The organism is Spirosoma fluminis (assembly GCF_054778895.1).
On record NZ_BAAGZD010000036.1, the window covers coordinates 178,539 to 202,292 of the forward strand.

Sequence of the window (23,754 nt, forward strand, 5' to 3'; positions counted from 1 at the left end):
CGAATCCATCAACCCGGCAGCTAAACAGTCGAACTTTATTTCATAGACACCACCGTAGTTCCGACGTATTTCATCAGGTTAGCCACAGCGGGTTCGGTTACTTCAAGAAATGTACGCGGGTAAACACCCATCCAGAACACCATAATCACCAGCGGCACAAAGACCCAGCTTTCGGAGCTTGTTAAATCCGCGAACGTATCGGTACGTGATGAAGTTGGCCCGAACATGCTTTTCTGGAACATCCGGAGCATGTAGACAGCACCGAATATAATGGTGAATCCAGCCGCTAAGCCAAGGTAGTGGTTATAGGTAAAGACGCCGTGTAGCAGCAGAAACTCGCCTACGAACCCGTTCGTCAGCGGAAGAGCCACGCTGCCCAGCAGCATAATCATAAAATAAACGGTCAGTTTTGGCGTAGTACGGGTAATGCCGCCAAGCTGATCCAATTGCCGGGTGTTGGTCCGAGAGAAGATTATATCGGCTACAAAAAACATACCGACTACGTTGATTCCGTGCGCCAGCATCTGCACTAGTGCGCCCTGCATACCCGTTTCGGTCTGCGAAAACACACCGGCTGCCATTAGCCCAACGTGCGAGAACGACGAGTACGCAATCAGCCGCTTCATATCGCGCTGACGAATGGCAATGATTGAACCGTACACAATACCGATTACGGATAAAACAATGGCCGTATGACCCCAGGCTTCCACCCCTAATGGCACGATAGGCATAATGAACCGAATCAAGCCATATACGCCCATTTTGAGCATGATACCCGCCAGAAGCATCGTTGCTGGCGTTGGCGATTCAACGTACGTATCGGGTTGCCAGGTATGGAATGGAAACACCGGCATTTTGATCGCAAAGGCAATGAAGAACGCCCAGAAGACCCAGCCCTGCGCTTCGGGGGTTAGTTTTAGCTTGTAGAAATCGGCAATAGCTGCCGAATGAGGAGCCCCGGCAATAGCAGGTGTTTGGTAGTATAAATACACCAACGCCACCAGCATGAAGAGACTACCGAAAATTGTATAGACGAAAAACTTGAAGGTTACCGGAATGCGGTTCTCTCCACCCCACATAGCCGCCAAAAAATAAATGGGGATGAGCGCAGCTTCAAAGAATAAGTAAAACAGAAACCCATCCCGAGCGGTGAAGACGCCCATCAGAGCAGCCTGCATGAACAAGATCAAGGCATAGAACGTGCTGGGCCGTTCGTAGCTGCGGTTGAAGGTCGACAGCACAATGAAGGGGACGAGTAAGCCCGTCAGTAACACCAGCAGTAGACTAATACCGTCAATACCCGCGCTGAACCGAATACCCAGCGAACCGATCCAGGCGTAATCGAACCCAAACTGGGAGGTTGCATCGGGGGTAAATGTTACGAACGTATATACAGCAAGTGCCAGTTCAACTAAGGCGGCCCCGAAGGCTATTTGCTTTACGGTCTCGCCTTTGGTCACTAACAGCAACGTGGCAGCCAGGGCGGGAAAAAAGAGTAACGCTAGAGTAAGCATATTCGTAATTCAAATGCCGGTAGGTCAGAAACGAACAAAGAAACGTAATGCGAAAATGACCGCAATACTTAATACCATGGCGAAGACGTAGAAACCAATTGATCCGTTCTGAAGCAGTCGCAGTTGCGCGGAACTTTGGCGAACCAGCCAGGCAATCCCGTTTACAACACCATCAACGAGCCCTTCGCCAAAGCTGTACAGGGCATCGCCCAGGCCGCGAACAGGCCGAACGATGATTGTATCGTATAGCTCGTCGACGTAATATTTATTATAGATGACCTGCTCAGGCAATGACCGTTCGGCCGTTTCCGGCGCGGGTACTGCCCGACGGCTCACGTACATTACGTAGGCAAGGCCGAACGCCAGCAGGGCAACGCCCGCCGAAACAGCCATTAGAATGTATTCGGTGCTGTGTTCAATGGTCGATTCGGCAAACGCTTCTGGATTCACCTGACGAGAGCCTTCGAAAAGCGGAGTCATGAAATCACCTAACCAGCCTGAACCCGGCAGATTCAACGCACCACCGACGGCCGACAGAACCGCCAGGAACAAAAGGGGTGCGGTCATCGTCGCGGGTGACTCATGAAGATGATGCTTTTGCTCATCAGTGCCCCGAAACTCGCCAAAGAACGTCAGGAACAGTAATCGGAACATGTAGAAGGAAGTCAGTCCTGAACCCAGCACACCTAAAGCCCACAAGACTTTGCTGTGTGCAAACACATGCGCCAGAATTTCATCTTTTGAGAAGAAGCCAGCCAGCGGAGGAATCCCCGAAATTGCCCACGTACCGATCAGGAAGGTCCAGAATGTAACCGGCAGATATTTCCGCAGTCCGCCCATTTTCCGAATATCCTGTTCGTCGGACATGGCATGAATCACACTACCAGCGCCCAGGAACAACAACGCTTTGAAGAACGCGTGAGTGACAACGTGAAACATCCCGGCCGTATACGCCGTTGCGCTCAAACCGAGGAACATATATCCCAGCTGCGACACCGTCGAATACGCCAGTACCTTCTTGATATCGTTTTGCAACAAGCCGATCGAAGCGGCCAAAAGAGCCGTGGCAATGGCAATACCCCCAATAATCTCCAATGTTAACGGAGACAGCGTATATAGTACGTTCGAACGAACGACCATATAGATACCGGCTGTCACCATCGTTGCTGCGTGAATAAGAGCTGACACGGGCGTTGGACCAGCCATTGCATCGGGCAGCCAGGTGTAGAGCGGAATCTGCGCCGATTTACCCATTGCTCCTACGAACAAGAGCATCGTGATCAGGAACACTGTCTCGTCGCCCATTGTCAGACTGGTCGCCTGTTTGAAGATGTCTATGTATTCAACGGTGCCGAACGTATTGATCAGCATGAATATGCCGAGCAAAAAGCCTAAGTCCCCGATACGGTTCATGACGAAGGCTTTCCGAGCGGCATTGTTGTAATTGGTATTTGTATTCCAGAAGCCGATGAGCAGGTACGAGCACAGACCAACGCCCTCCCAGCCAATAAACATGATGACGTAGTTGGACCCCATCACCAGCAGCAACATAAAGAATACGAACAGATTCAGGAAAGCCATGAACTTACCGAATCCTTCGTCGTGGCTCATGTAGCCGATACTGTACAAATGAATTAGTGAGCCAACACCTGTAACAACCAACAACATAATCAGGCTAAGCTGATCAATCTGAAACGAAAAGTTGATGTGCAGATCACCGACGCTGATCCAGTCGAAAAGGGTGACGACGAGCGGAGCGGTACTGCTGGTCTGGTGTTGGTTGCCAATAAACGCTCCGAATAAGAAGGCCGATGTAAGAAACGAGGCCAGCACAGCTACTGTTGCAATGCCCCCAGCCAGCCCTTTCGGTACATGTCGGAAGCCAATACCGTTGATGAGAAAACCAATCAGCGGAAAAAGCGGAATTAACGCACAGAGTAATTCTGGTTGCATTGATACTGAGTGAATGAGTGAAAGGGCGAATGAGTGAATAGCACGGTTAACAGCACCGCATCGATACCACTCAACCGTACATTACCATTTTAATTTATTTAATAAGCTCACATCAATTGAGCGCGTGTTGCGATAGATCATCACAATAATGGCCAGCCCAACCGATACCTCGGCGGCAGCAACAGCCATGATAAAAAAGACAAATACCTGACCGGCAGAATCCGAGCGGTAGGAAGAAAAGGCAATTAGCAGCAGATTAACCGCATTGAGCATAAGCTCGATGGACATAAAGATGATAATTGCATTGCGCCGGGTTAGTACGCCAATAATGCCGATAACGAATAATGCGGTACTAAGAATCAGGTAGTACGTAAGCGGTATTTGTTGAATGACTTCCGGAATGAGGACGTCCTGCGTGGGTTGCATGGCTTGCCGGTTAATAGAAAGTGCCGCAAATGTACAGATTATTCGGTATTGGTGGAAAGAGTATGTTGCGAAGTGAGTCGATCAAGTGTAATACAGATTGGTAATGAACTCGTTACGTATACTCTACTAACTTCACAACTTTTTCACTTTCGCCCATTTGCGCTGGTCAGCATGCGCAGCCGAATTTCGGTCAGCCGGCGTTTTGTGTCGAGTGTAAATTCGCCCTTTTGTATCCAGTCGTAAAAAGAAGGTTCTTTTTTGAGTACATCCAATACCGGCAGTCCTTTGTGCTTACCAAAATTGAATACTTCCTCACCTTTATCATTGATGATCATTCGCCCGGCAAGGTCCACGTTTTTCGTGGCGGTCAGACTGTGGAGCATCTCGACGTCATTTTCGAACACTACGTCCTGCCCACTGTCGGTTTTGGCGATCCGACCCATATAACGCTGCACCTGGGCATTGAGCACTTCGAGACTAGCGATTGTGTCAGCTTCGGCTCCGTGGGCACCAATCAATTCTTTGTCGCAGTAAAACCGATAGGCAGCCGTGAGATTTCGCGGTTCCATGAGGTGAAAAATCCGTTGGGCATCAACCATGCGTCGATTCTTCAAGTCAAAATCGATGTTTGCCCGTAAAAATTCTTCAACCAACAGAGGTACGTCGAACCGATTAGAATTGAATCCCGCCAGATCGCAGCCTTCCAGAAACTGAGCCAGTGTTCGGGCAACCGATTTGAACGGAGGAGCATCCTTTACATCCTCATCGTATATGCCGTGAATCATACTCGATTCGAGCGGAATCGGCATGCCGGGGTGAACACGCTGCGTTTTGCTGACAACTTCACCGCCGGGCAGGGCCTTCACGATGCAGACGTCAATAATACGGTCTTTGGCAACATTAATACCGGTCGTTTCAAGATCGAAAAACGCCAGCGGCTTTTTGAGTACAAGTTGATGCGTCATAACCAAACCGGGTTTTCGCGCGGTAAGGCTACAAAGGTAAACAGGTTTCAGTGGTTTTATTATGGGGTACGTCACCCTGTTCGAACCCTAACCCAGAATTATTTTCGGTTGCTCACTTCTTCAACTCATCAATACGTACTTAATAGGTACATAAACTATCCAAAGCAGGTGCTTGGAGCTAATTGCCCGTTCGAACGCGAAGCAGGCAGTACGTCAGCAACAAACCGACAAAATTCACGTATTGACGCATAAAAAAATAGGCTCGTGATCACGAGCCTATTTTTCACGTTCAGTGCTTACGACTTACTTGGACGTAGCCATGACCATTTTAATATTTAGCTTGGCACCAGTCTGCAATACGTCGACCAGATCCTGTACCGTCAGTGATTTATCGAACCGCACCACAACCGTTGGCTCATCAATACCGGCCATTACCGTTTTTAACTCGGTTTCCAGATTCGCCGGATCGACTGGCTTTTTGTCAATATAATACTGCTTCTTGTCGTCTACCGATAAGGTTACCTGCTTCTTACTCAACTGTTGCGACGAAGCCGCTTTAGGAAGTAAAAGCTTGATTACGTTCGGATTCGCTACGGTTGAGATAATCAGGAAGAACAACAGCAGGAAAAACATGATGTCGTTCAGCGAAGACGTCGCTACCTCGGCCGCAAATTTATTTTTTCTTCTAAGCTTCATAGACCCCAGCCCTACCGGACGTTAGATAGGAATTTATATCAATAAGCGGTTCAGACTAGGTTAGCCTTACCGCATCCGTGCTGGTTCGTTTGTTGGCTTCTGAAGGATTTCGATAAACTCATACGCGTTTACTTCCAAGGCCAGCGTGAACCGCTCAATCATCATATTCAGCAGGTGGTAGCCTGTATAAGCGATTACCCCTACAATCAGACCAGAGCCCGACGTAATCATTTTTTCGTACAGACCACCAGCGATAATACCGACGCTGATATTATCCGACAGGGAAATGTCGTAAAATATGCGGATGATCCCCGAAATGGTACCGATGAAACCCAACATGGGGGCGATACCGGCTATAATGCCCAGATAACCCATATTCCGTTCGAGTCGGGACAGTTCAATCTGGCCAACCGTTTCCACGGTACTTTCAATCTCTTTGATAGGCGATCCGATACGACCAATTGCTTTCTCAAAAACGCGCCCCATGGCCGTACGCTGGTTCTTGGCGAAAGATTCGGCCGACTTGATATTACCCTGCGCTACCATATCGCGGATGTTATCAATGAAGTTCGCATCCGTTTTTGTCTGCGAACGGATCACGAAGAACCGCTCAAAAATCAGGTAAAGTGCCGAGAAGAATAAAAACGCGATGGGAATCATTACCCAACCGCCTTTAGCCACCAGATCAAACAATTGCAGACTTTGGGGCTGAGCAGCCGCTGAGGTGGCCGACAGCGATGCGGCCGTGGTATCGGTGGCCGGAACCTGAAGCAAGAGCATATAAACCAATGGGTAAGTAGATGACGGTATATCAGCGGTGTTTTGGAACAAACGTGCTGATTAAACCGGATATTGTTGTCAAAGATAAGGAAGCTGCCAGAAAACGAAAGAGAAACTTAGGCTATGTCTGCTGATCCATCAAGGCTTCACCAGAATCTTTCCCCGGCGTCCGGGCCGATCGGCGTGCTCAACAGCTTCTACAATCTCATCGAGAGAATATGTCGCTTCAACAGGTAACTGAATTTTTCCGGAAGCCAGTAGGCTGATCACATTCTGCGCTACTTCCTGACGCGTCTGACTGTCAACCCGGCGCATCCAGTCGGTTAACCAGAATCCTTTCACCGTCAGCTCCCGAAATATGAGCAAACCAGCGTTGATAGATGGATCCTGTAGGCTTAGCAATCCATAGATAAACATGGTTCCGCCCCGGCTAAGGCACTTAAGGGCTTCGGTGGCAGTGTGTCCTCCAACAGCATCGAGCACACACGTAACGCCATTGCCACCGGTAATCTGTTTGACTCGTACGCTTAAATTCTCGGTTTCCGTATTCACAACTTCCGTTAAACCCAACGCTTTCAACTCGTCGTTGAGGTCATCCCGACGTACCGTACCAATGGTGTTTATCCCTCGCATTTTGCACAGTTGAACAACCAGTTTGCCAAAGGCCGAACCCGCAGCCGTTACCAGAAGCCAGCCGCCTTCCTGTAGGCCTGACTCCTGCACCATCGCGTAGGCGGTGAAGGGATTCACGAATAGTTGAGCCGCCACCTCATCGGACAGGGCATCGGGCACAGGAATAAGGCTTCGCTGGTGCGCAATGGCATATTCCGACCACGTACCAACGCTCGTAAAACTGACCCGCATACCGGTACGCATCTGAACACCTTCGCCCAACGCATCGACAACCCCTACCCCTTCAAATCCGGCCCCCGACGGGAACTGAGGCCGGATGCCGTAGAGGTTTTGCACGAACATAATGTCGGATGGGTTGATCGGGCTGGCAATCACCTTCACGCGAACCTCATTCGGTCCCGGTTCAGGCGTAGGGAGCTCCTTGGCTTGCAGAATGGAAGCCGGTTTGCCTGCTTGTTCAAATACGATGCTTTTCATAACCAATGCGAATTGCGGTTGTACACATGTCAAAAATATGACTTAATTCGCACAAACTATTCCTAAACCCTGAACCGGGTAGATGCACGTGTGTTGGCAAATCTCTGTTAAGAACCAAGATTTACCAAGGATAATACGCTGTCTATCAAAATCTTACAAATGCAAACATCTTCTTTTCTCGGCGAGCTTATCGGTACGATGGTTCTGCTTTTACTAGGCAATGGCGTAGTAGCCAATGTCGTTCTCAAACAGACCAAAGGTGAATCGGCCGGGTGGATTGTCATTACCGCGGGTTGGGCGTTCGCCGTAACCATGGGAGTCTTCGTGGCGAAAGCGTTTGGTAGCACCGACGCCCACCTAAATCCGGCCGTTACGGTTGCGTTCGCCATAGCCACGAATGACTTCAGCCATATTTTCCCCTACATTGCCGCTCAACTGATCGGGGCTTTTCTGGGGGCAACGCTCGTGTGGCTGCATTATCTGCCGCATTGGGCAGCCACACCAGATCCTGGAGCTAAGCTAGCCTGTTTTGCAACCGGCCCTGCCATCCGCAATTCCGGCGCAAACTTCCTCAGCGAAACATTCGCAACCATCGTACTCATACTGGGCTTAGCGGGTATTTCGTCCAAAAATCTAGGCGAGCTCGCCATCGGCGTAGGTCCTTACTTGGTGGGCATTCTGGTGTGGAGCATCGGCCTATCGCTTGGCGGCACAACGGGTTACGCCATCAGTCCAGCCCGCGATTTTAGTCCTCGCTTAGCGCATGCCCTGCTTCCCATACCGAATAAAGGTTCATCCGATTGGGGATACGCCTGGATTCCGGTTGTAGGCCCACTTATCGGAGCCGCCATTGGTGGGTTTCTGATCCGGTGGTTTGCGTTATAATTTATCTTCTCTACTTAATTACACCCGTCACCTCCTACGAATATTCCTATGCCCACCTACGTAGCGGCCATTGATCAAGGTACCACCAGTACACGTTGCATTGTATTTGACCGGCAGGGTCAGATTGTTTCATTGGCTCAAAAAGAGCATAAACAGATTTATCCGCAGCCCGGCTGGGTTGAACACGATCCAGAAGAGATCTGGCGGAATACCCTCGAAGTAATTGCCCTGGCCCGGATCAAAGCCAAGCTGTCGGCGCAGGATGTTGCGGCTATCGGCATTACCAACCAACGCGAAACCACCGTGGTCTGGAATCGTCGGACGGGCAAATCGTATTACAACGCCATTGTCTGGCAGGATATGCGTACGGCAGATCTGGTTACGCAGTTTTCGGCCGGAGAGGGTGGTCAGGATCGGTTTCGCGAGCAAACCGGCTTACCGCTTGCTACGTATTTCAGCGGCTTAAAGCTGAAGTGGTTGCTGGACAACGTACCCGGTTTACGGGAAGATGCCGAGCGGGGTGACGCGCTCTTTGGGAATATGGACACGTTCGTGGTCTGGAACCTGACCGGGGGCGTGAACGGCGGCTTGCATCTGACCGACGTAACGAACGCGAGCCGTACCCAACTCATGAATCTGAAGACATTGAGCTGGGATGATTCACTGCTTGGCGACTTTACCGTACCTCGTGCGATGTTGCCGCAGATTCGGCCAAGCAGCGAAGTCTACGGTATGGTTTCGTCCGAAGTGTTACCCGGCGTTCCCATTGCGGGGATTTTAGGTGACCAGCAGGCTGCGCTGGTGGGTCAAACCTGCTATGAGCCAGGCCAGGCTAAAAATACGTATGGCACGGGATGCTTTCTGCTGATGAATACGGGGACGGAGCTACGTCCGTCTACCTGTGGTTTACTGACAACCGTAGCGTATCAGTTTCAGAACGAGCCGGTGCATTACGCGCTGGAAGGTAGTGTAGCCATCACGGGAGCGCTTGTGCAATGGCTGCGCGACAACCTTGGCATCATCAAGAAAAGTACCGACATTGAAGCGCTTGCCCGATCAGTCGACGATAATGGTGGCGCTTATTTTGTGCCAGCCTTCTCGGGGCTTTACGCTCCGCACTGGAAAGCCGACGCCCGGGGCATTATTGCGGGGTTAACGCGTTTTGTGAACAAAGGGCATCTGGCCCGCGCTGTATTGGAAGCCACTGCCTACCAGACCGTTGATGTTGTCCGGGCCATGGAACAGGATGCAGGCGTATCGCTTAAGTCGTTACGTGTCGATGGCGGTATGGTGGTAAACTCGCTGCTCATGCAGTTTCAGGCCGACGTACTAAACGGCCCCGTTATTTGCCCGCGCATGACGGAAACCACGGCACTGGGAGCCGCTTATGCCGCTGGTCTGGCCGTTGGCTACTGGCAAAACCTGGATGACTTACGTCAGAACTGGGGAATTGCTCATACGTATGAATCGAACATGGACGAAACTCAGCGGACCCGCCTGATGCGCGGCTGGCAAAAAGCCATTGAACGGTCGTTTGGCTGGGAAGATTAATCCCAATCACAGATAAAAAGCTGGCGCGTAGTCGAAGAGCTACTTGCCAGCTTTTTTTCAAAGCTTTCTCAATTACTCTACGCTTTTTACTTCACGAGGCCGCAGTTCTTCCGCGAGCATTAACCGGGTTTGGGGTAATCCTTGTGGGTATTCGTCCCGAATAAAGGCAATGAGCTGTTCGCGAAGGTGACACCGCAAATCAAAAGCTGACGGTGCATCCGGGGCCGATACTAACACCCGAACAACAATACACATAGGCTGCGTATCAGTTACTTGTACAGCAAATACCTGCCGATTCCACAATGGATCGGCTTCCGCTAATTCGCGGGCCTTCTCACGTACCTTGTCGACTGGAATTGTGTAATCCAGGTACAGAAAAACGGCTCCCGTTATCGACGCATCAGAACGGGTCCAGTTTTCGAAAGGGGTTTCGACGAAATACGTAATGGGCAAAATCAGCCGTCGCCGGTCCCACAAGCGGACAACCACATTAGTCAGGTTGATTTCTTCAATACGTCCCCATTCCTTTTCAACAACAACCGCATCATCAAGCCGAATTTGCTGATTAAAGGCAATCTGAATACCAGCCAGCAGGTTGGCCAGCGTTTTTTGAGCCGCAAAGCCAAGCACGACCGAAACGACCCCGGCCGATGTCAACACACTCAGTCCGACCTTACGGCTCCCCTGAAACGTAATGAGCAGAAGCGAGCCGCTGATGATAATCACCCCAAGCGCGATAATACGGCGGACAAACCGCACCTGCGTTACAAATTTGCGCTGCGACAAATTAACGTCCTGTGTTGTATCGTACTCTCGGATGAGCAGGAGTTCGCCAACCTTAAGCAACTTAACAATCAGCCAGGTGGTGATGATCAAAAAAAGAACTTCGGCGGCTTTATCGGCAACGGGATGACGACGCAAAAAACGCTCGGACTGTACGTTCGTAGCCAGGAGAAACAACGCCGAGGGAATGAACGCCCAGAACGCCCAACGGACATGAATTTTGAGCAAAGCTAAGGTTTGAAACGGCCGACGACGGACGATAAACCGAATTATCTGGGTAATAATTACGTCAACAATTAAGCCGAACAGCACAGCCGAAATCAGCAGAACCCAGCCCGATATGTCGCGGTTGGGTATATAACCTGCCCACCGAATCAGGCCCCGTATCCAGGTATCAAGTTGTTGTAGCATACCGGCAAAAATAAAGAAGCCACATTGTTTCAACGTGACTTCTTCAAAGATGTTTGCTCGCTACAATTCCGAACCAGACTGAAGTAGTGGGGCGCCTGAGTAAGTCAGCGCTTAAAAACTTAAGCCAGTAGCGGCTTCACAACTTTGCCGTGAACATCGGTTAAGCGGTAACGGCGACCCTGACTTTTGAAGGTCAGCTTCTCGTGATCGAGGCCAAGTAGATGCAAGACAGTAGCCTGAAAATCATGCACATGCACCGGATCACGGACGACGTTATACCCAAACTCATCCGTTTCGCCATGCACCACCCCTTTTCTGACGCCCGCCCCTGCCATCCAGACCGAGAACGCCCGAGGGTGATGGTCACGCCCGTAATTATCGCGGGTTAATTTGCCCTGTGAATAGCTACCCCGGCCAAATTCTCCACCCCAGATTACGAGTGTATCGTCCAGCAAACCACGCTGTTTCAGGTCCATAATCAACGCAGCCGAAGGCTGGTCTACGCTCTTTGCCTGGATCTTGATATCGTTAGGCAGGTTGCCGTGCTGGTCCCATCCCTGATGATACAACTGAATAAACTTGACATCTTTTTCAACGAGTTTTCGGGCCAGTAAGCAGTTAGCCGCAAATGTGCCAGGCTTCCGGCTATCGGGCCCGTACATATCAAAAATGTAATCGGGTTCTTTGGAGATGTCGAGCGTTTCGGGAACTGAGGTCTGCATCCGGTACGCCATTTCGTACTGTGCCATACGGTTGTTAATCTCGGGGTCCAGTACGTGTTTATACTGATCCTGATGCATCCTGGTCAGGTAATCGAGCATGCGCCGACGGCTGGTTTTATCAATACCGGGCGGATTGTTCAGGTAGTATACAGGATCGGGACCCGAACGAAACACAACGCCCTGGTGAACCGACGGTAGAAATCCATTACTCCATAACTTAGCATATAGCGGCTGATCTCCATCGCGGCCCTTGGAGAGCAAGACCACGAAAGCCGGTAAATTCTGGTTATCGCTCCCTAGGCCATAACTGATCCACGACCCGAACGAAGGTCGGCCCGCCTGCTGACTACCCGTCTGGAAGAACGTAACGGCCGGGTCATGGTTGATGGCTTCCGTATGCATCGACCGCACGAACGTCAGATCGTCGGCGATACGTGCCGTATAAGGCAGTAGCTCGCTGATCCACATGCGGCCGGGACCATATTGCGCAAACTTGTATTTTGAGGCAGCCAACGGAAAATGGCTCTGTCCGGCGGTCATACCCGTCAGTCGCTGCCCTTTTCGCACCGACTCCGGCAGTTCTTTACCCCACATGGCTTCGAGCTTCGGTTTATAATCAAACAGCTCTAACTGCGAAGGAGCCCCGCTTTGAAACAGGTAAATCACGCGCTTTACCTTTGGCGAAAAATGCGGTTTACCCACCGCCGGGTTTTCGCCCGGTGTTCTGCCAAACAGGTTGGTTGGATTCAATAAAGATGCCAGCGCGATAGTGCCTAAACCGGCGCTGGTTTGCCCCAGGAAAGTCCGGCGGCTAAGCTGATCATGAATCTGGTCCTGTATCTCCATAAAGCTGGCCAGTTAGTATGTTAGCTGAAAGGCAACCTTTGCTCATCAATTGACTAACAATACGTTATCGTTTAATAATCGCTTCGTCAAAGTTTAGAATTGTGCTCGCCACAACCGTCCAGGCAGCCAGCTCAGCCGGGTTAAGCTTCTTGTCAACCGGGTACTCGCCCACGGACAGCAGTTCCTTGGATCGTTTCGGATTTTTCCTGAAATCAGTCAACTCTTCCGTATAAAGCTGCTTCATGAGTTGAATCTCCTGCGGTCGGGCGGGTCGACTGACAATAGCTTTAAAGGCATTGTCGAGCAACTTGTCACCCTGCTCACCCCGAGCCATCGCCCGCTGGGCTAACACGCGGGCGGCTTCGACAAACTGCGGGTCGTTCAACGTAACAAGTGCCTGCAACGGCGTACTGGTTTTCTGTCGCTTAACAATGCAGGTATGCCGTTCAGCCGCATCGAAGTTCAGCATCATGGGTGGTGGCGACGAGCGTTTCCAGATGGTATACAACGACCGGCGATACAAGCTATCACCTTTACTCTGAACGTATTTAACCGCGTTACGTGTCGCTAACGCTTCCCAGATACCCGCTGGCTGATACGGGCGAACACTTGGTCCACCGACGTATCGACTCAACAGTCCACTCGCGGCTAACGCATTATCGCGCACTTGTTCGGCCGACATCCGATAGCTGGGTCCACGGGTCAGATACGTATTGTCGAGGTCAGCCTCGCGCGCTTTCTCCGTCGCACTCGATGACTGACGATACGTAGCTGACATAACGATCAGCTTGTGCATGGCTTTTACGTTCCAGCCTGACTGCCGAAATTTCACAGCCAGGTAATCCAACAGTTCGGGATGGCTGGGCAGAGCACCCTGATTTCCGAAGTCATCACTCGTTTTAGCTAATCCCTGCCCAAAATACTGTTGCCAGAACCGATTAACCATCACGCGACTAAATAGAGGATTCTCGGGCTGTACCAGCCACGTAGCCAGACCAAGTCGGTTTTTGGGTACGTTGTCAGGAATAGGCGGCAGACTATGGAGCACCGCCGGTACAACCGCTTCGCCAGGGGCATCGTAGGCACCGCGTTTGAGCAGATGCGTTGGCCGGTTGAATTTCCGTTCCCGCATCACCATTACATCAATTTGCTCATTCAATACACTTGTTTCTTCACCCAGTTGCTGCTCCCGAATCAGTCGTCGTTCCTGAACCGAACGATCTACATTGGTTACGTAATAATCAAAAAGAGCGGCTTGCTGGGCAGGAGTACGCGTTGAGGTACGTAGTGCGGTTTGCAGTTCATCACGTTGGGAAAACAAGCTTTGCACTTCGAGCGGGGTAAGTTTCCGGTTGTACACCCGAAGCTCATCTACCGCGTAGCCTTTGTAATTATAGTCGTGACGTTGGCCAATGCTGAAGTTAGGCGTCCCGGCTCCCCAATTCGTTTTGCTTTTCCCCCAGATGGTACTCTGAGTCAGATGGTCCGTGACAACACGCGTACGCGCCAGAAAACCGTTTGTATAGATATGCAGGCCACTGGCCTGGCTCGTACCGTCGTAGGTTATGGTTAGGTACGTCCATTTGTTCAGCGGCAGCTTGTCGAGGGTTTCCACATCGATGGCATCGTCGGGCCAGACATTGCTCAGGCGAAAGGCGAGCCGACCATTGTCAAGCCGGACGCACTCGTATCCCCGAAAGCCATTAAATGGCCCTAAGCTGCGGTTAAATAAAGGGCCTTTCAGCTTAGCGTCCTGGACGTTGACCCAAATACCCACAGTAAAAGGCTGATTTCGTTCGTACCACCCCGGCGGATAAGCGTTTGTTTTACTTTTCCCCATCCAGGCGTCAAACCCGCCAATGCTTTTTAGTTGCACAAAGCTCTCGCCAATAAGTCGGATACCAGCTCCGGCCGGACTTTTAATGAACGGAATCTTAGCGTCCAGATCGCCCTGCATTTCAAGCGGTAACGTATCATTTGCCATGTTCTGGTAAATACGACGCAGACGGGGGGCAGTCGGCGTTTTCGGCTCAGCAACCTTAACGACACTCTTCCTGTCCCCCTTTTTTGTTGGCTCATCCTTTTTCGGCTTCTCGGCCAATACCTCTTCGCTTCGATCAAAAGGAACGTAAATAGCTAGGTCCTGATCAGCAGGAAGTAAGGCTTTAGCCGGATCGCGTTGGGCCTGAGCCAGCCACGTAGCAAAGCGTTGCTTAACCACGTTCAAATCAGTGACCTGCTGTTGATCGATCCCCCGTATTTTCTCGCGAATAAATTTCAGCTTAGCTTCTGCTTCGGGCGTTGGCAAGGTAAGGTGCGGAGCAGGTTCACCGTTGTACGGAATCTGCCCATATTCATTATTCTGGGCGAAAAAGGCCCCTAAGGAATAATAGTCTTTCTGCGAGATTGGATCGTATTTGTGGTCGTGACAACGGGCACATTCAACCGTCAGACCCAGCATCGCTTTGCCGAACGTAGCGGTTCGATCAGCGATGTATTCGGCCTGATACTCCTCCGGCACAATTCCTCCCTCCTGACTTTGCTGGTGATTCCGGTTGAAAGCGGTTGCCAGAATCATGTCCTTACTGGGCTTTGGCAGCAGATCTCCGGCCAACTGCCACGTAACGAACCGATCGAATGACAAGTTGCGGTTGAACGCCCGAATCACCCAGTCCCGGTAGGGCCACATCGTACGCATGCCATCGTCCTGATACCCGTGCGTATCAGCGTATCGGGCTACGTCGAGCCATTCTACCGCTTGCCGCTCCCCGTAATGCGGGCTGTTCAGCAGGCGATGGACTACCTTTTCATACGCATTTGGTGATGTGTCGACCAGGAAGGCATCTATCTCATCAGGCGTGGGCGGCAGCCCCGTCAGGTCCAGACTAACGCGACGTAACAGCGTCGTTTTATCAGCCTCGGCTGCGTGGGTTAATTTTCTGGACTCCTGCTGAGCCAGCACAAAGCGGTCAATATCGTTTTTTACCCATTTCCCATTTTTCACCTTGGGAAGCTCAGGCAAAGTTGGCGTAATCAACGACCAGTGCTCCTTGTAAGCAGCGCCCTGCTCGACCCATCGGATCAACATCGCTTTTTCCTGAGCGTTTAAGTTCAAGTTCGACTCCGGCGTAGGCATCATTACGTCCGGATCGAGACTCAGGATTCGCCGGACCAGCTCACTGCCACCCAGGTCTCCGGGCACGATGGCCGTATGGCCACTTTTAGCCAAGGCTTCATAAGCCCCATCGGGCGTGTCGAGCCGCAAACCTGCCTGCTGTTTAGCCTGATCGGGTCCGTGACAGGCAAAACAACGGTCCGACAGGATGGGCTTGACGTGTAAATTATAATCAACCTTTTCGGGGAGATCAGCCTCAGCGGCTACTATATCCGGGGTTTTCTGAACCGATTTATGGCAGGCGGTTAGCCAGACTGAGGCTCCGAACAGGATTGCAGCCGAGCTAAGAAGAGCATACCCAAATCGTGTGTCAGACCAACTACGCATACAGACAGATTACCTTGATAATGAATCGAATTAACAAAAATACCAACTAAATCCCCCAAAAATGAGACAATCGTATCTTCTTTCTGTTCAAAATTGACCTGCCGATAATTCGACCATACAAAATACGTGTCAATACTAGTGGTATAACCATTATTATTGACACGTATCATTTCAGCACTGCATCGGGATTAGTTCTTTTTCGGTTCATCTGCTTTAGACTCAGCAGTTTTTGCGAACTCGGCAACGGCTTGCTCAGTAATTCCGCCAACAATCTCTAAGGAGGGCCTTGTCTTTTTCAAGAGAGCCAATCCTTGCTCCGTTACTTTTGTTTGCCACAAGTACACCGTCTTCAGGCTCTTCAATTGCACTAATTCGGCCAAACCCGCGTCTGAAATTGAGGTACCGTATAGATTCAGGTACTCTAGATTCGTCAGACCTTTTAATTGACTGAGCCCCGCGTCTGTCACATTCGTTTGCTCCAGATGCAGCTTCTGAAGATTCTTAAGTTTAGCAACCTGAGCTAGCGTTACGTCTGATATATCCGTATCGCCCAGCCGCAACCAAACAATCTGTTCGCTTAACTTAGGCAGTAAAACCGCCTGCGCATCGTTGAATGTCCGGGCGTTTACGGCGCTCACTTCGACTTGATTCTGTTCTTTTGAGAGAGGAAGTACCAGCAAGCCCGTTTTCCGTAACTCATCAACCGCCTTTACATCGGCTGCCGGAACCTTCATGGTCAGCACGGGAGACTGGGGGGCAGGACCCGACGCAACCGATGCTCCATCCGTTGCACTAGAACCACCTGTAGCTAATGAAGCCAATACAGGCCGAATGGCATCGGTAACTTTTACCTCCGACACCTTTTTGTCAAAAGGAGCACCCTGATCGATCCACCAGGTCAGTAATGCAATTTGCCCTTCAGTGAGTTGGTTCTTGCCTTTGGGCGGCATGTGATGATCGTCTTCCTCGGGCAGTAAGCAGCGTTTAATCAGTTCACTATCGGTTGCCTTACCAGCCACAAACATAGGACCATCTTCACCACCTTTTTTGATCATGTCGGGGGTATCGAACCGCAGATCCCCTTTCGATTTTTCGGCGTTATGGCACTGCACACAGCGACTTTGCAGAATCGGATTTACAATCTGTTCGTACACCAGCGCCTGGTTTACGTCTGTGATTGGTTTAATGGCGATCTCCTGCTTACGGGGTGCGATACCCGCTAAGGTCCGGAGAGGCTCGGGCGTGTATTGAGTCAGGTAATCTGACCCATGTGTAAGTGCCCCCCCGTGGTGACCAGCCGCAATCAGCAACACCAGCGCTAACCCTAATGCCGGTACGTACAGAGCGGACCCGGCCGGAATGCGGTGACCGAACGCGTCAGACTTGACAGCCCAGGCAATCCAGGCGAACGCGGCTACGCCAATGCCCTGCCACATGTGCTCGTCCAGAATCTCTTCTTCGTAGCCGCCCCCCAGCGATAGCAGATAGCCCAACGCACACGCTACCGTTGCGCTCACCGCCGACCAGAACAGTACGCTCGTAATTGCCGATTCGCTCACGTTCACTTTACCCAGTCTCCTGCCCAGTTCCAGAATGGCGGCTACTACCAGAAAGCCAATGGGCAAGTGGACGATTACCGGATGAAAGCGGCCAAAGAACAGGACCCAATCGGCTGGTTGCGACGAAACAGCTTGCAAAAAAAGTAAGGTGTTCATACGGATAGGTCTGGTCAGGCGACTCGCTCCAGCTTAATGGGATACGTTTTCTTGGAATTCCACTGCGCTACGTACACGTTCTCATCGTCGTCTACGAGCACATCGTGCGGATGTATGAACGTGGACATACTGCGGTCCTTACGCTGCTCAACCAGCTTATCACCCTGGTAAACAGGCTCCGAACCGCCGGGCGTCGATACAACCCGGTCGTTCTTATCCAATATCTGAATATAGCCCGAATCAGGATACGAGTCCGACGTACTCCGGAAAACAGCTCCGTAGATATTCTGGCCGTGAATCACCGGGCGGCAGATATATGACCCCGGTAAGGCGATCGTCGCCAGGTATTTCCCATCCAGCGAAAACCGCTTCAGGGCGTTACGTCGTCGGTCGGTAATTAAGAGAGTAGGGCTGCTGGCGTTACGTCGGTCAACGACAATGCCGTGGCAGCAGTCGAACGTATCAACGGCCTCACCTTTTCCGCCCCAGTAGCGAATTAGCTTACCGGTCCGATCATACTGCATTACGTAGTTCAGACCATAGCCATCCACTATGTAGATATCGCCATTGGCCGGATTGACGGCGGTTTCTGTTGGTTTGAACTGAGCAGGATACGCGTATTTTCCGGTTTCTTTCGGATAGTCCAGCTTCAGCAACTCCCGCCCTTTCAGATCTGTTTTGATGACCTGATTACGGTCTGTATCACAAATGAGCAGATACTGATCATTACCCTCACCCCCTATGCTCAGGCCATGACCGCCGGGGTACTCGTGTCCCCAGCTTTCGAGCAGTTTACCCGATTTGTCGTAAACGAGTACATTATTTTTTGTCTCGTTGGTAAGCATCAGAATGCGCCCATTGGCGTCCTGCACCATTTCGTGACAATCATTGACGGGATTCTTACCGGCGTCTAACAAGCCCCAGCCGGGCACCACCCGGTATCGGAAGCCGTTATGACCGATCACAACGGCTTCGGCGGTGTTTCGGCCAGACTTAGCCGTAAGAATTGTAGGAGCGGCAATAGCGGCCGCGGTTGCGAGTGACGCCTTCTGGACAAACGACCGACGCGAAAACGAAGAAGACATGGTATTGCAGGGTTTACAGAAAAAGACACCAGTCTGTAAACTTTACTGCCTGACCTTATCTCAGTAAAACGTTGAAATTAAGTTGGCTACCTGCTCAAGCCCCTCAGCGTCCACCTGGCTAAAATCATCGAGCTGGTCACTGTCAACATCCAGTACCATAACGACTTCGCCGGCCTGGTTAAAGACAGGAACAACCACCTCAGACTTTGACGCCGAACTACAGGCAATATGGCCAGGAAATTGCTCAACGTCCGGTACTAAAATCGTTTCCCGGCGGGTATAAGCTGCTCCGCAAACGCCCTTATCAAAGGCAATACGTGTGCAGGCGATTGGTCCCTGAAACGGACCCAGTACGAGCTGGTTATCTTTCTTTATATAAAAACCAACCCAGAAGAATCCGAATGCCGCTTTCAGAGCAGCCGTTATGTTCGCCAGGTTAGCGATCTGATCTGACTCACCTCCAACGAGAGCCGTGATCTGCGGCAGTAACGAATCGTAAACGGCTCGGCGGTCGGCGGTCTGAGGCAGAATGAGTGTTTCAGCCATGTTAGTTTCTTGTGAAGAATTGGATCAATAATACACTTACGCTGGTCAGCAACGTACTGGCCGCTACCCGAATCAGCGTAGGAATGAGTAACGCTACGCTACTGGCTTCAATAAAAAACAACGCCAAGTGGTGAATTAACGCCATTATAAACACGTACCGGAAAAAAGGCCCCGTACCGAGTTCCTGCAACGAGAATTCGATCCGGGATTCCATACCTGGAACATCAATCTGAGCTCGAACAACCAACGGTCGACAATAGGTCATCAATACCGTAGCGGCAGCGTGCATGCCCAGCGTGTTATAGAACGTATCGATGATGATACCCGTAGCAAATCCAATCAGCAGCAACCAGGTCATGCTCATTTCGTTGGGTAACAGCAGGATGCAGGCGATGTAAACAAAGCAGAACGCGTAATCGAATAACACAATATTTCGCGCAAGCAGAATCTGCAAGGTTAAATACAGCACGAAAAGTAAAGTAGTGGTAATTATTTCGCGCAGGGTCATGCTGTAATAAAACGGTCAATAGTGAATGGGGGAGTTAGTGGTTTTTAACACAACCGACTAACTGAAAACTTATTTTTCAGCTTCTACCTGTTTTTCTAATTGCTCCTGCTCACCTTGCAGGCTATTTTCCACAACGTACACAAACGCCAGACTACTAAAGTTGGTGGACAAGTCGAGCGTAATGTCATGAAAAACCTGGTTCGGCTGAACGCCAATGGTTCGGACACGGCCAACCAGGATACCGGGCGGGAACGTTGAATTACGCTCCGACGTCACCACCGAATCCCCTTTGCTGACAGGCTTGGTGAGCGAAATATCGTTTAGCTTAATCAGGTGCGGGTCTACACCATCCCAGCGTGCGGTTCCGATCTCTTCCGCTTTTGTCAACGCCGATGACACCAGGAAGCTGGAATGTAGAATTGAGGTAACTACTGAAAAATGCTGATTACACGTTTTCACACGGCCCACAACACCCGTCGGTGAGATAACACCCATACCGGGCCGGATCCCGTCGTCCGTACCCTTATCGATGGTAATGTAGTTGTTGGCAAACTGCGTGGTATTGTTGACCACTTTAGCCACTGTAAACCTGAACCGGTTAGCGAAGGCGGAGTCCGCCAGATATTCGTCGGGTGCCGCGGGCTTACTCTGAAGCAATTTGGTTAATCGATCGCGAAGACGTTGATTCTCCTGCGCCAAGTCGGCGTTTACCTGGCGCAGGCTGGCGTACTCATTGGCTGCGTTCGACCATGCCAGAACTTGAGCTGCGTAGCGATTCGACGTATTAAAATACGTAGCACTCCAGTAATTGCTCGTGTTAATAATGAAGTAAAAACAAAGGACTTCCAGCAACACAAACAAGATGAAGTTTCGACTTCGAAGGAAAAAGTCAACTAACTCTCCCATTAGATTAAAAACTATAGCCTGGAAATCAGTCCGAAAGCCTATTTCTTCAGCTATCCAGACTAATTTCCAGGCTACATGTCTGACTTCTTAGCTAATTAGTACCGACCGGTACATATCCAGGTTTTTAATCACTTCGCCCGTACCTTTCACAACTGCCTTGAGCGGATCATCGGCTACGTGAATCGGCAGTTTGGTTTTTGCGCCTAATCGTTTGTCCAGTCCGTGCAGGAGAGCACCGCCACCGGTCAGGTGAATACCATTAGTATAGATGTCGGCCGACAGCTCCGGGGGTGAAATTTCGAGAGCTTTCATGGTAGCCTCCTCAATTTTCGAGATGGATTTGTCGAGTGCGTATGCGATTTCGCTGTACGTAACCTTAATTTCCTTCGGAATACCCGTCATCAGGTCACGACCCCGGATTTCATAATCAGACGGTGGATTATCGAGTTCGGGCAGCGCCGAACCAACTTCCATCTTGATCTGCTCAGCCGATCGTTCACCGATGAGCAGGTTGTGCTCCCGGCGCATGTAATCAACAATATCGCGGGTGAATACGTCGCCTGCAATACGTATCGACTGTTCGCAAACAATCCCCGACAGAGCGATTACCGCAATTTCAGTCGTTCCGCCCCCAATATCGACAATCATTGTGCCGTTGGGCTGCGTAATGTCAATGCCAATACCAATAGCGGCTGCAATTGGCTCGTGCACCATGTATACTTCTTTGGCACCAGCGTGTTCGGCCGAGTCCTTAACGGCTCGCTTCTCAACTTCGGTAATGCCGGAAGGAATACAGATGACCATCCGGTGCGAAGGCGAAAACAGCTTACTACCGGTATCGATCATCTTAATCATGCCCCGAATCATCAGTTCGGCGGCTGTAAAATCGGCAATTACCCCGTCTTTTAGCGGACGAATGGTCTTGATATTTTCATTGGTCTTTTCATGCATCTGCATGGCCTTGTGGCCAATAGCCAGCACTTTACCGCTGACTTTGTCCATTGCTATAATCGAAGGCTCATCCACCACAATCCGATCCTTGTGAATAATCAAGGTATTCGCCGTGCCCAGGTCAATCGCAATGTCGCTGGTTAAAAAATTGAAAAGTCCCATTTCAGGTTGGCTATTAAGCCTTAATGCGCGTACAGTTTTTTGAAAGGTTTGCAAAAATATAGATTATTCAAGACAAACTACGCCCACCCCTTGAATAGAATACGCTATTTTTCAAATGACAATCAGACAAATGAGTAATGGGTTACCTAAAAACATCGGTATATGCCGTTCATTCAAGCACAACCCATTTTGCATTATTCATTGTCTATTATACATTACTTTTGCGAAATCATGGGAATTCGTTCGGTATTGAGTAAACCACTGGCCAAATGGGTCGTGGAACGGCAGCGCGACTGGATGTACCAGCCGACCGAAGTCCAGCAGCGCTGGTTCAGGCGGTTAGTGACGGAGGGACGTAATACGGTGTTTGGCCGCGATCATCGTTTTCATGACATTCAATCGGTTGCCGAGTTTCGGCAAGCCGTTCCCATTCGCGATTACGAAGAGTTAAAGCCCTATATCGAGCAAATTCTGGCCGGAGGCACCGATATACTCTGGAAAGGAAAGCCCTTATATTTTGCCAAAACGTCGGGAACGACCTCCGGCACCAAATATATTCCCATCACTCACGACTCGATTCCGAACCATATCGATTCGGCCCGCGATGCCCTGCTGAATTATATTCACGAAACTGGCAACGGCGCTTTTCTGGACAAGAAGCTGATCTTCCTCTCCGGTAGCCCTGAACTGGATCAGAAAGCAGGTATTAACATTGGGCGACTATCGGGTATTGCCAATCACCACGTACCGGCGTATCTACGTACCAATCAGCTGCCCAGCTACGAAACCAACATCATCGACGATTGGGAGACCAAGCTGGAACGGATCATTGATGAAACGTTAACGCAACCCATGTCGCTCATCTCGGGCATCCCACCCTGGGTGCAGATGTACTTCGACCGAATTCAGGAACGTACCGGTAAGCTGATCAAAGACGTATTTCCTGATTTTTCGGTATTTATATACGGTGGCGTCAATTTCGATCCGTATCGTGCCAAACTTTACGAAAGTATTGGCAAACGCATCGATTCGATCGAAACGTATCCGGCCTCCGAGGGTTTCATTGCCTTTCAGGACACGCAGACAGAGGAAGGCTTATTGATGCTGCTCGACAGCGGCATCTTTTTCGAGTTTATTGCCGCCGACGAGTACTTTACCGAAAACCCGCGTCGACTCACGATTGACGAGGTGGAGCTGGGTAAAAACTACGCCGTGATCATTAATAACAACGCGGGTTTGTGGGGCTACTCGATTGGCGACACCGTGAAGTTTGTATCTCGTGATCCGTATCGATTACTTGTAACGGGACGTATCAAGCATTTTATTTCGGCCTTCGGTGAGCACGTTATTGGCGAAGAAGTTGAAAAATCGTTGCAGTACGCCATGCAGCAACATCCCGAAACCGAGGTCGTTGAGTTTACAGTTGCCCCGATGGTTAGCCCAAAGGAAGGCCTCCCCTATCACGAATGGTTCGTAGAGTTTGCGACTCCGCCTAACGACGTTACTGCCTTCGCCCGCGATCTTGATAAGCACCTGATCAAACTTAATGTATATTACGACGACCTCATCACAGGTGCCATCTTACAACCGCTGAAGCTAACGAGTCTGCCACGCGGTGCTTTTCAACGGTACATGAAGTCGCAGGGCAGATTAGGTGGACAAAATAAAGTACCCCGCCTGGCAAACGACCGAAAAATCGCGGACGGGTTATTAGAAACAGAAAAAACGGCCTAGCCA

Annotated in this window: 19 protein-coding genes; 3 read left to right on the plus strand and 16 right to left on the minus strand. The window is 50.6% G+C overall.

Annotated elements, in window-relative coordinates:
* Nucleotides 1-35: 35 nt before the first annotated feature.
* The 7 genes from ACYVBJ_RS21600 to ACYVBJ_RS21630 all read right to left on the minus strand — a co-directional run bounded on the left by ACYVBJ_RS21600 (nt 36) and on the right by ACYVBJ_RS21630 (nt 7,444).
* A complete protein-coding gene (locus ACYVBJ_RS21600; protein ID WP_460984378.1) occupies nt 36-1,514 on the minus strand; it encodes a complex I subunit 4 family protein in 1,479 nt (492 codons plus the stop codon).
* A 24-nt stretch (nt 1,515-1,538) separates the two neighbouring features.
* Complete coding sequence (nuoL, locus tag ACYVBJ_RS21605; RefSeq protein ID WP_460984379.1) at nt 1,539-3,467, minus strand: NADH-quinone oxidoreductase subunit L; 1,929 nt, start codon at nt 3,465-3,467, stop codon at nt 1,539-1,541.
* A gap of 81 nt (nt 3,468-3,548) precedes the next feature.
* On the minus strand, nt 3,549-3,893 hold the full coding sequence (nuoK, locus tag ACYVBJ_RS21610; RefSeq protein WP_460984380.1) for an NADH-quinone oxidoreductase subunit NuoK: 345 nt from the start codon (nt 3,891-3,893) through the stop codon (nt 3,549-3,551).
* Between the two features lie 143 nt (nt 3,894-4,036).
* Nucleotides 4,037-4,858, minus strand: a complete 822-nt coding sequence (locus tag ACYVBJ_RS21615) for an exonuclease domain-containing protein (RefSeq protein WP_460984381.1) — start codon at nt 4,856-4,858, stop codon at nt 4,037-4,039.
* 303 nt (nt 4,859-5,161) lie between these two features.
* The gene (locus ACYVBJ_RS21620) at nt 5,162-5,554 is read right to left on the minus strand and encodes an ExbD/TolR family protein (RefSeq protein WP_460984382.1); all 393 of its coding nucleotides are present in this window, start codon (nt 5,552-5,554) and stop codon (nt 5,162-5,164) included.
* Nucleotides 5,555-5,620: 66 nt separating this feature from the next.
* A complete protein-coding gene (locus ACYVBJ_RS21625) occupies nt 5,621-6,334 on the minus strand; it encodes a MotA/TolQ/ExbB proton channel family protein (protein ID WP_460984383.1) in 714 nt (237 codons plus the stop codon).
* Nucleotides 6,335-6,472: 138 nt separating this feature from the next.
* Nucleotides 6,473-7,444: a zinc-dependent alcohol dehydrogenase family protein gene (locus ACYVBJ_RS21630; RefSeq protein ID WP_460984384.1), complete on the minus strand. Its 972-nt coding sequence runs from the start codon at nt 7,442-7,444 to the stop codon at nt 6,473-6,475.
* 159 nt (nt 7,445-7,603) lie between these two features.
* Between ACYVBJ_RS21630 and ACYVBJ_RS21635 the strand changes: the two genes are divergently transcribed.
* Nucleotides 7,604-8,329, plus strand: a complete 726-nt coding sequence (locus ACYVBJ_RS21635) for an MIP/aquaporin family protein (RefSeq protein WP_460984385.1) — start codon at nt 7,604-7,606, stop codon at nt 8,327-8,329.
* Nucleotides 8,330-8,377: 48 nt separating this feature from the next.
* Complete coding sequence (gene glpK, locus ACYVBJ_RS21640) at nt 8,378-9,880, plus strand: glycerol kinase GlpK (RefSeq protein WP_460984386.1); 1,503 nt, start codon at nt 8,378-8,380, stop codon at nt 9,878-9,880.
* Between the two features lie 72 nt (nt 9,881-9,952).
* Here the strand turns inward: glpK and ACYVBJ_RS21645 are convergent, their stop codons facing one another.
* The 9 genes from ACYVBJ_RS21645 to ACYVBJ_RS21685 form a co-directional block, all read right to left on the minus strand.
* Nucleotides 9,953-11,074 (minus strand): mechanosensitive ion channel family protein, encoded by a 1,122-nt coding sequence (locus tag ACYVBJ_RS21645; protein WP_460984387.1) that lies wholly within the window; start codon nt 11,072-11,074, stop codon nt 9,953-9,955.
* A 119-nt stretch (nt 11,075-11,193) separates the two neighbouring features.
* Nucleotides 11,194-12,642 (minus strand): DUF1501 domain-containing protein, encoded by a 1,449-nt coding sequence (locus ACYVBJ_RS21650; RefSeq protein WP_460984388.1) that lies wholly within the window; start codon nt 12,640-12,642, stop codon nt 11,194-11,196.
* A 64-nt stretch (nt 12,643-12,706) separates the two neighbouring features.
* Complete coding sequence (locus tag ACYVBJ_RS21655) at nt 12,707-16,144, minus strand: DUF1553 domain-containing protein (protein ID WP_460984389.1); 3,438 nt, start codon at nt 16,142-16,144, stop codon at nt 12,707-12,709.
* A gap of 188 nt (nt 16,145-16,332) precedes the next feature.
* Nucleotides 16,333-17,859 (minus strand): c-type cytochrome domain-containing protein, encoded by a 1,527-nt coding sequence (locus ACYVBJ_RS21660; protein WP_460984390.1) that lies wholly within the window; start codon nt 17,857-17,859, stop codon nt 16,333-16,335.
* 14 nt (nt 17,860-17,873) lie between these two features.
* Nucleotides 17,874-18,944 (minus strand): NHL repeat-containing protein, encoded by a 1,071-nt coding sequence (locus ACYVBJ_RS21665; protein WP_460984391.1) that lies wholly within the window; start codon nt 18,942-18,944, stop codon nt 17,874-17,876.
* Nucleotides 18,945-19,004: 60 nt separating this feature from the next.
* Entirely contained in the window at nt 19,005-19,490 is a 486-nt protein-coding gene (locus ACYVBJ_RS21670) for a GAF domain-containing protein (protein WP_460984392.1), read from the minus strand.
* Nucleotide 19,491: 1 nt separating this feature from the next.
* Entirely contained in the window at nt 19,492-19,998 is a 507-nt protein-coding gene (locus ACYVBJ_RS21675; protein WP_460984393.1) for a hypothetical protein, read from the minus strand.
* Nucleotides 19,999-20,067: 69 nt separating this feature from the next.
* The gene (mreC, locus tag ACYVBJ_RS21680) at nt 20,068-20,904 is read right to left on the minus strand and encodes a rod shape-determining protein MreC (protein WP_460984394.1); all 837 of its coding nucleotides are present in this window, start codon (nt 20,902-20,904) and stop codon (nt 20,068-20,070) included.
* 87 nt (nt 20,905-20,991) lie between these two features.
* The gene (locus ACYVBJ_RS21685; protein ID WP_012930377.1) at nt 20,992-22,017 is read right to left on the minus strand and encodes a rod shape-determining protein; all 1,026 of its coding nucleotides are present in this window, start codon (nt 22,015-22,017) and stop codon (nt 20,992-20,994) included.
* Between the two features lie 231 nt (nt 22,018-22,248).
* On the opposite strand from ACYVBJ_RS21685, the gene ACYVBJ_RS21690 reads away from it, so the two are divergent.
* Nucleotides 22,249-23,751 (plus strand): GH3 auxin-responsive promoter family protein, encoded by a 1,503-nt coding sequence (locus tag ACYVBJ_RS21690; protein ID WP_460984395.1) that lies wholly within the window; start codon nt 22,249-22,251, stop codon nt 23,749-23,751.
* Nucleotides 23,752-23,754 lie beyond the last annotated feature (3 nt).

Bases quoted from the DNA above. Each gene is read 5' to 3' on its own strand.
- ACYVBJ_RS21685 (WP_012930377.1), bottom strand. From the start codon at position 22,017: ATGGGACTTTTCAATTTTTTAACCAGCGACATTGCGATTGACCTGGGC.
- nuoK (WP_460984380.1), bottom strand. From the start codon at position 3,893: ATGCAACCCACGCAGGACGTCCTCATTCCGGAAGTCATTCAACAAATA.
- ACYVBJ_RS21660 (WP_460984390.1), bottom strand. From the start codon at position 17,859: ATGAACACCTTACTTTTTTTGCAAGCTGTTTCGTCGCAACCAGCCGAT.
- ACYVBJ_RS21635 (WP_460984385.1), top strand. From the start codon at position 7,604: ATGCAAACATCTTCTTTTCTCGGCGAGCTTATCGGTACGATGGTTCTG.
- ACYVBJ_RS21655 (WP_460984389.1), bottom strand. From the start codon at position 16,144: ATGCGTAGTTGGTCTGACACACGATTTGGGTATGCTCTTCTTAGCTCG.
- ACYVBJ_RS21665 (WP_460984391.1), bottom strand. From the start codon at position 18,944: ATGTCTTCTTCGTTTTCGCGTCGGTCGTTTGTCCAGAAGGCGTCACTC.
- ACYVBJ_RS21650 (WP_460984388.1), bottom strand. From the start codon at position 12,642: ATGGAGATACAGGACCAGATTCATGATCAGCTTAGCCGCCGGACTTTC.
- ACYVBJ_RS21670 (WP_460984392.1), bottom strand. From the start codon at position 19,490: ATGGCTGAAACACTCATTCTGCCTCAGACCGCCGACCGCCGAGCCGTT.
- ACYVBJ_RS21620 (WP_460984382.1), bottom strand. From the start codon at position 5,554: ATGAAGCTTAGAAGAAAAAATAAATTTGCGGCCGAGGTAGCGACGTCT.
- nuoL (WP_460984379.1), bottom strand. From the start codon at position 3,467: ATGCAACCAGAATTACTCTGTGCGTTAATTCCGCTTTTTCCGCTGATT.
- ACYVBJ_RS21600 (WP_460984378.1), bottom strand. From the start codon at position 1,514: ATGCTTACTCTAGCGTTACTCTTTTTTCCCGCCCTGGCTGCCACGTTG.
- glpK (WP_460984386.1), top strand. From the start codon at position 8,378: ATGCCCACCTACGTAGCGGCCATTGATCAAGGTACCACCAGTACACGT.
- ACYVBJ_RS21630 (WP_460984384.1), bottom strand. From the start codon at position 7,444: ATGAAAAGCATCGTATTTGAACAAGCAGGCAAACCGGCTTCCATTCTG.
- ACYVBJ_RS21625 (WP_460984383.1), bottom strand. From the start codon at position 6,334: ATGCTCTTGCTTCAGGTTCCGGCCACCGATACCACGGCCGCATCGCTG.
- ACYVBJ_RS21675 (WP_460984393.1), bottom strand. From the start codon at position 19,998: ATGACCCTGCGCGAAATAATTACCACTACTTTACTTTTCGTGCTGTAT.
- mreC (WP_460984394.1), bottom strand. From the start codon at position 20,904: ATGGGAGAGTTAGTTGACTTTTTCCTTCGAAGTCGAAACTTCATCTTG.
- ACYVBJ_RS21690 (WP_460984395.1), top strand. From the start codon at position 22,249: ATGGGAATTCGTTCGGTATTGAGTAAACCACTGGCCAAATGGGTCGTG.
- ACYVBJ_RS21615 (WP_460984381.1), bottom strand. From the start codon at position 4,858: ATGACGCATCAACTTGTACTCAAAAAGCCGCTGGCGTTTTTCGATCTT.
- ACYVBJ_RS21645 (WP_460984387.1), bottom strand. From the start codon at position 11,074: ATGCTACAACAACTTGATACCTGGATACGGGGCCTGATTCGGTGGGCA.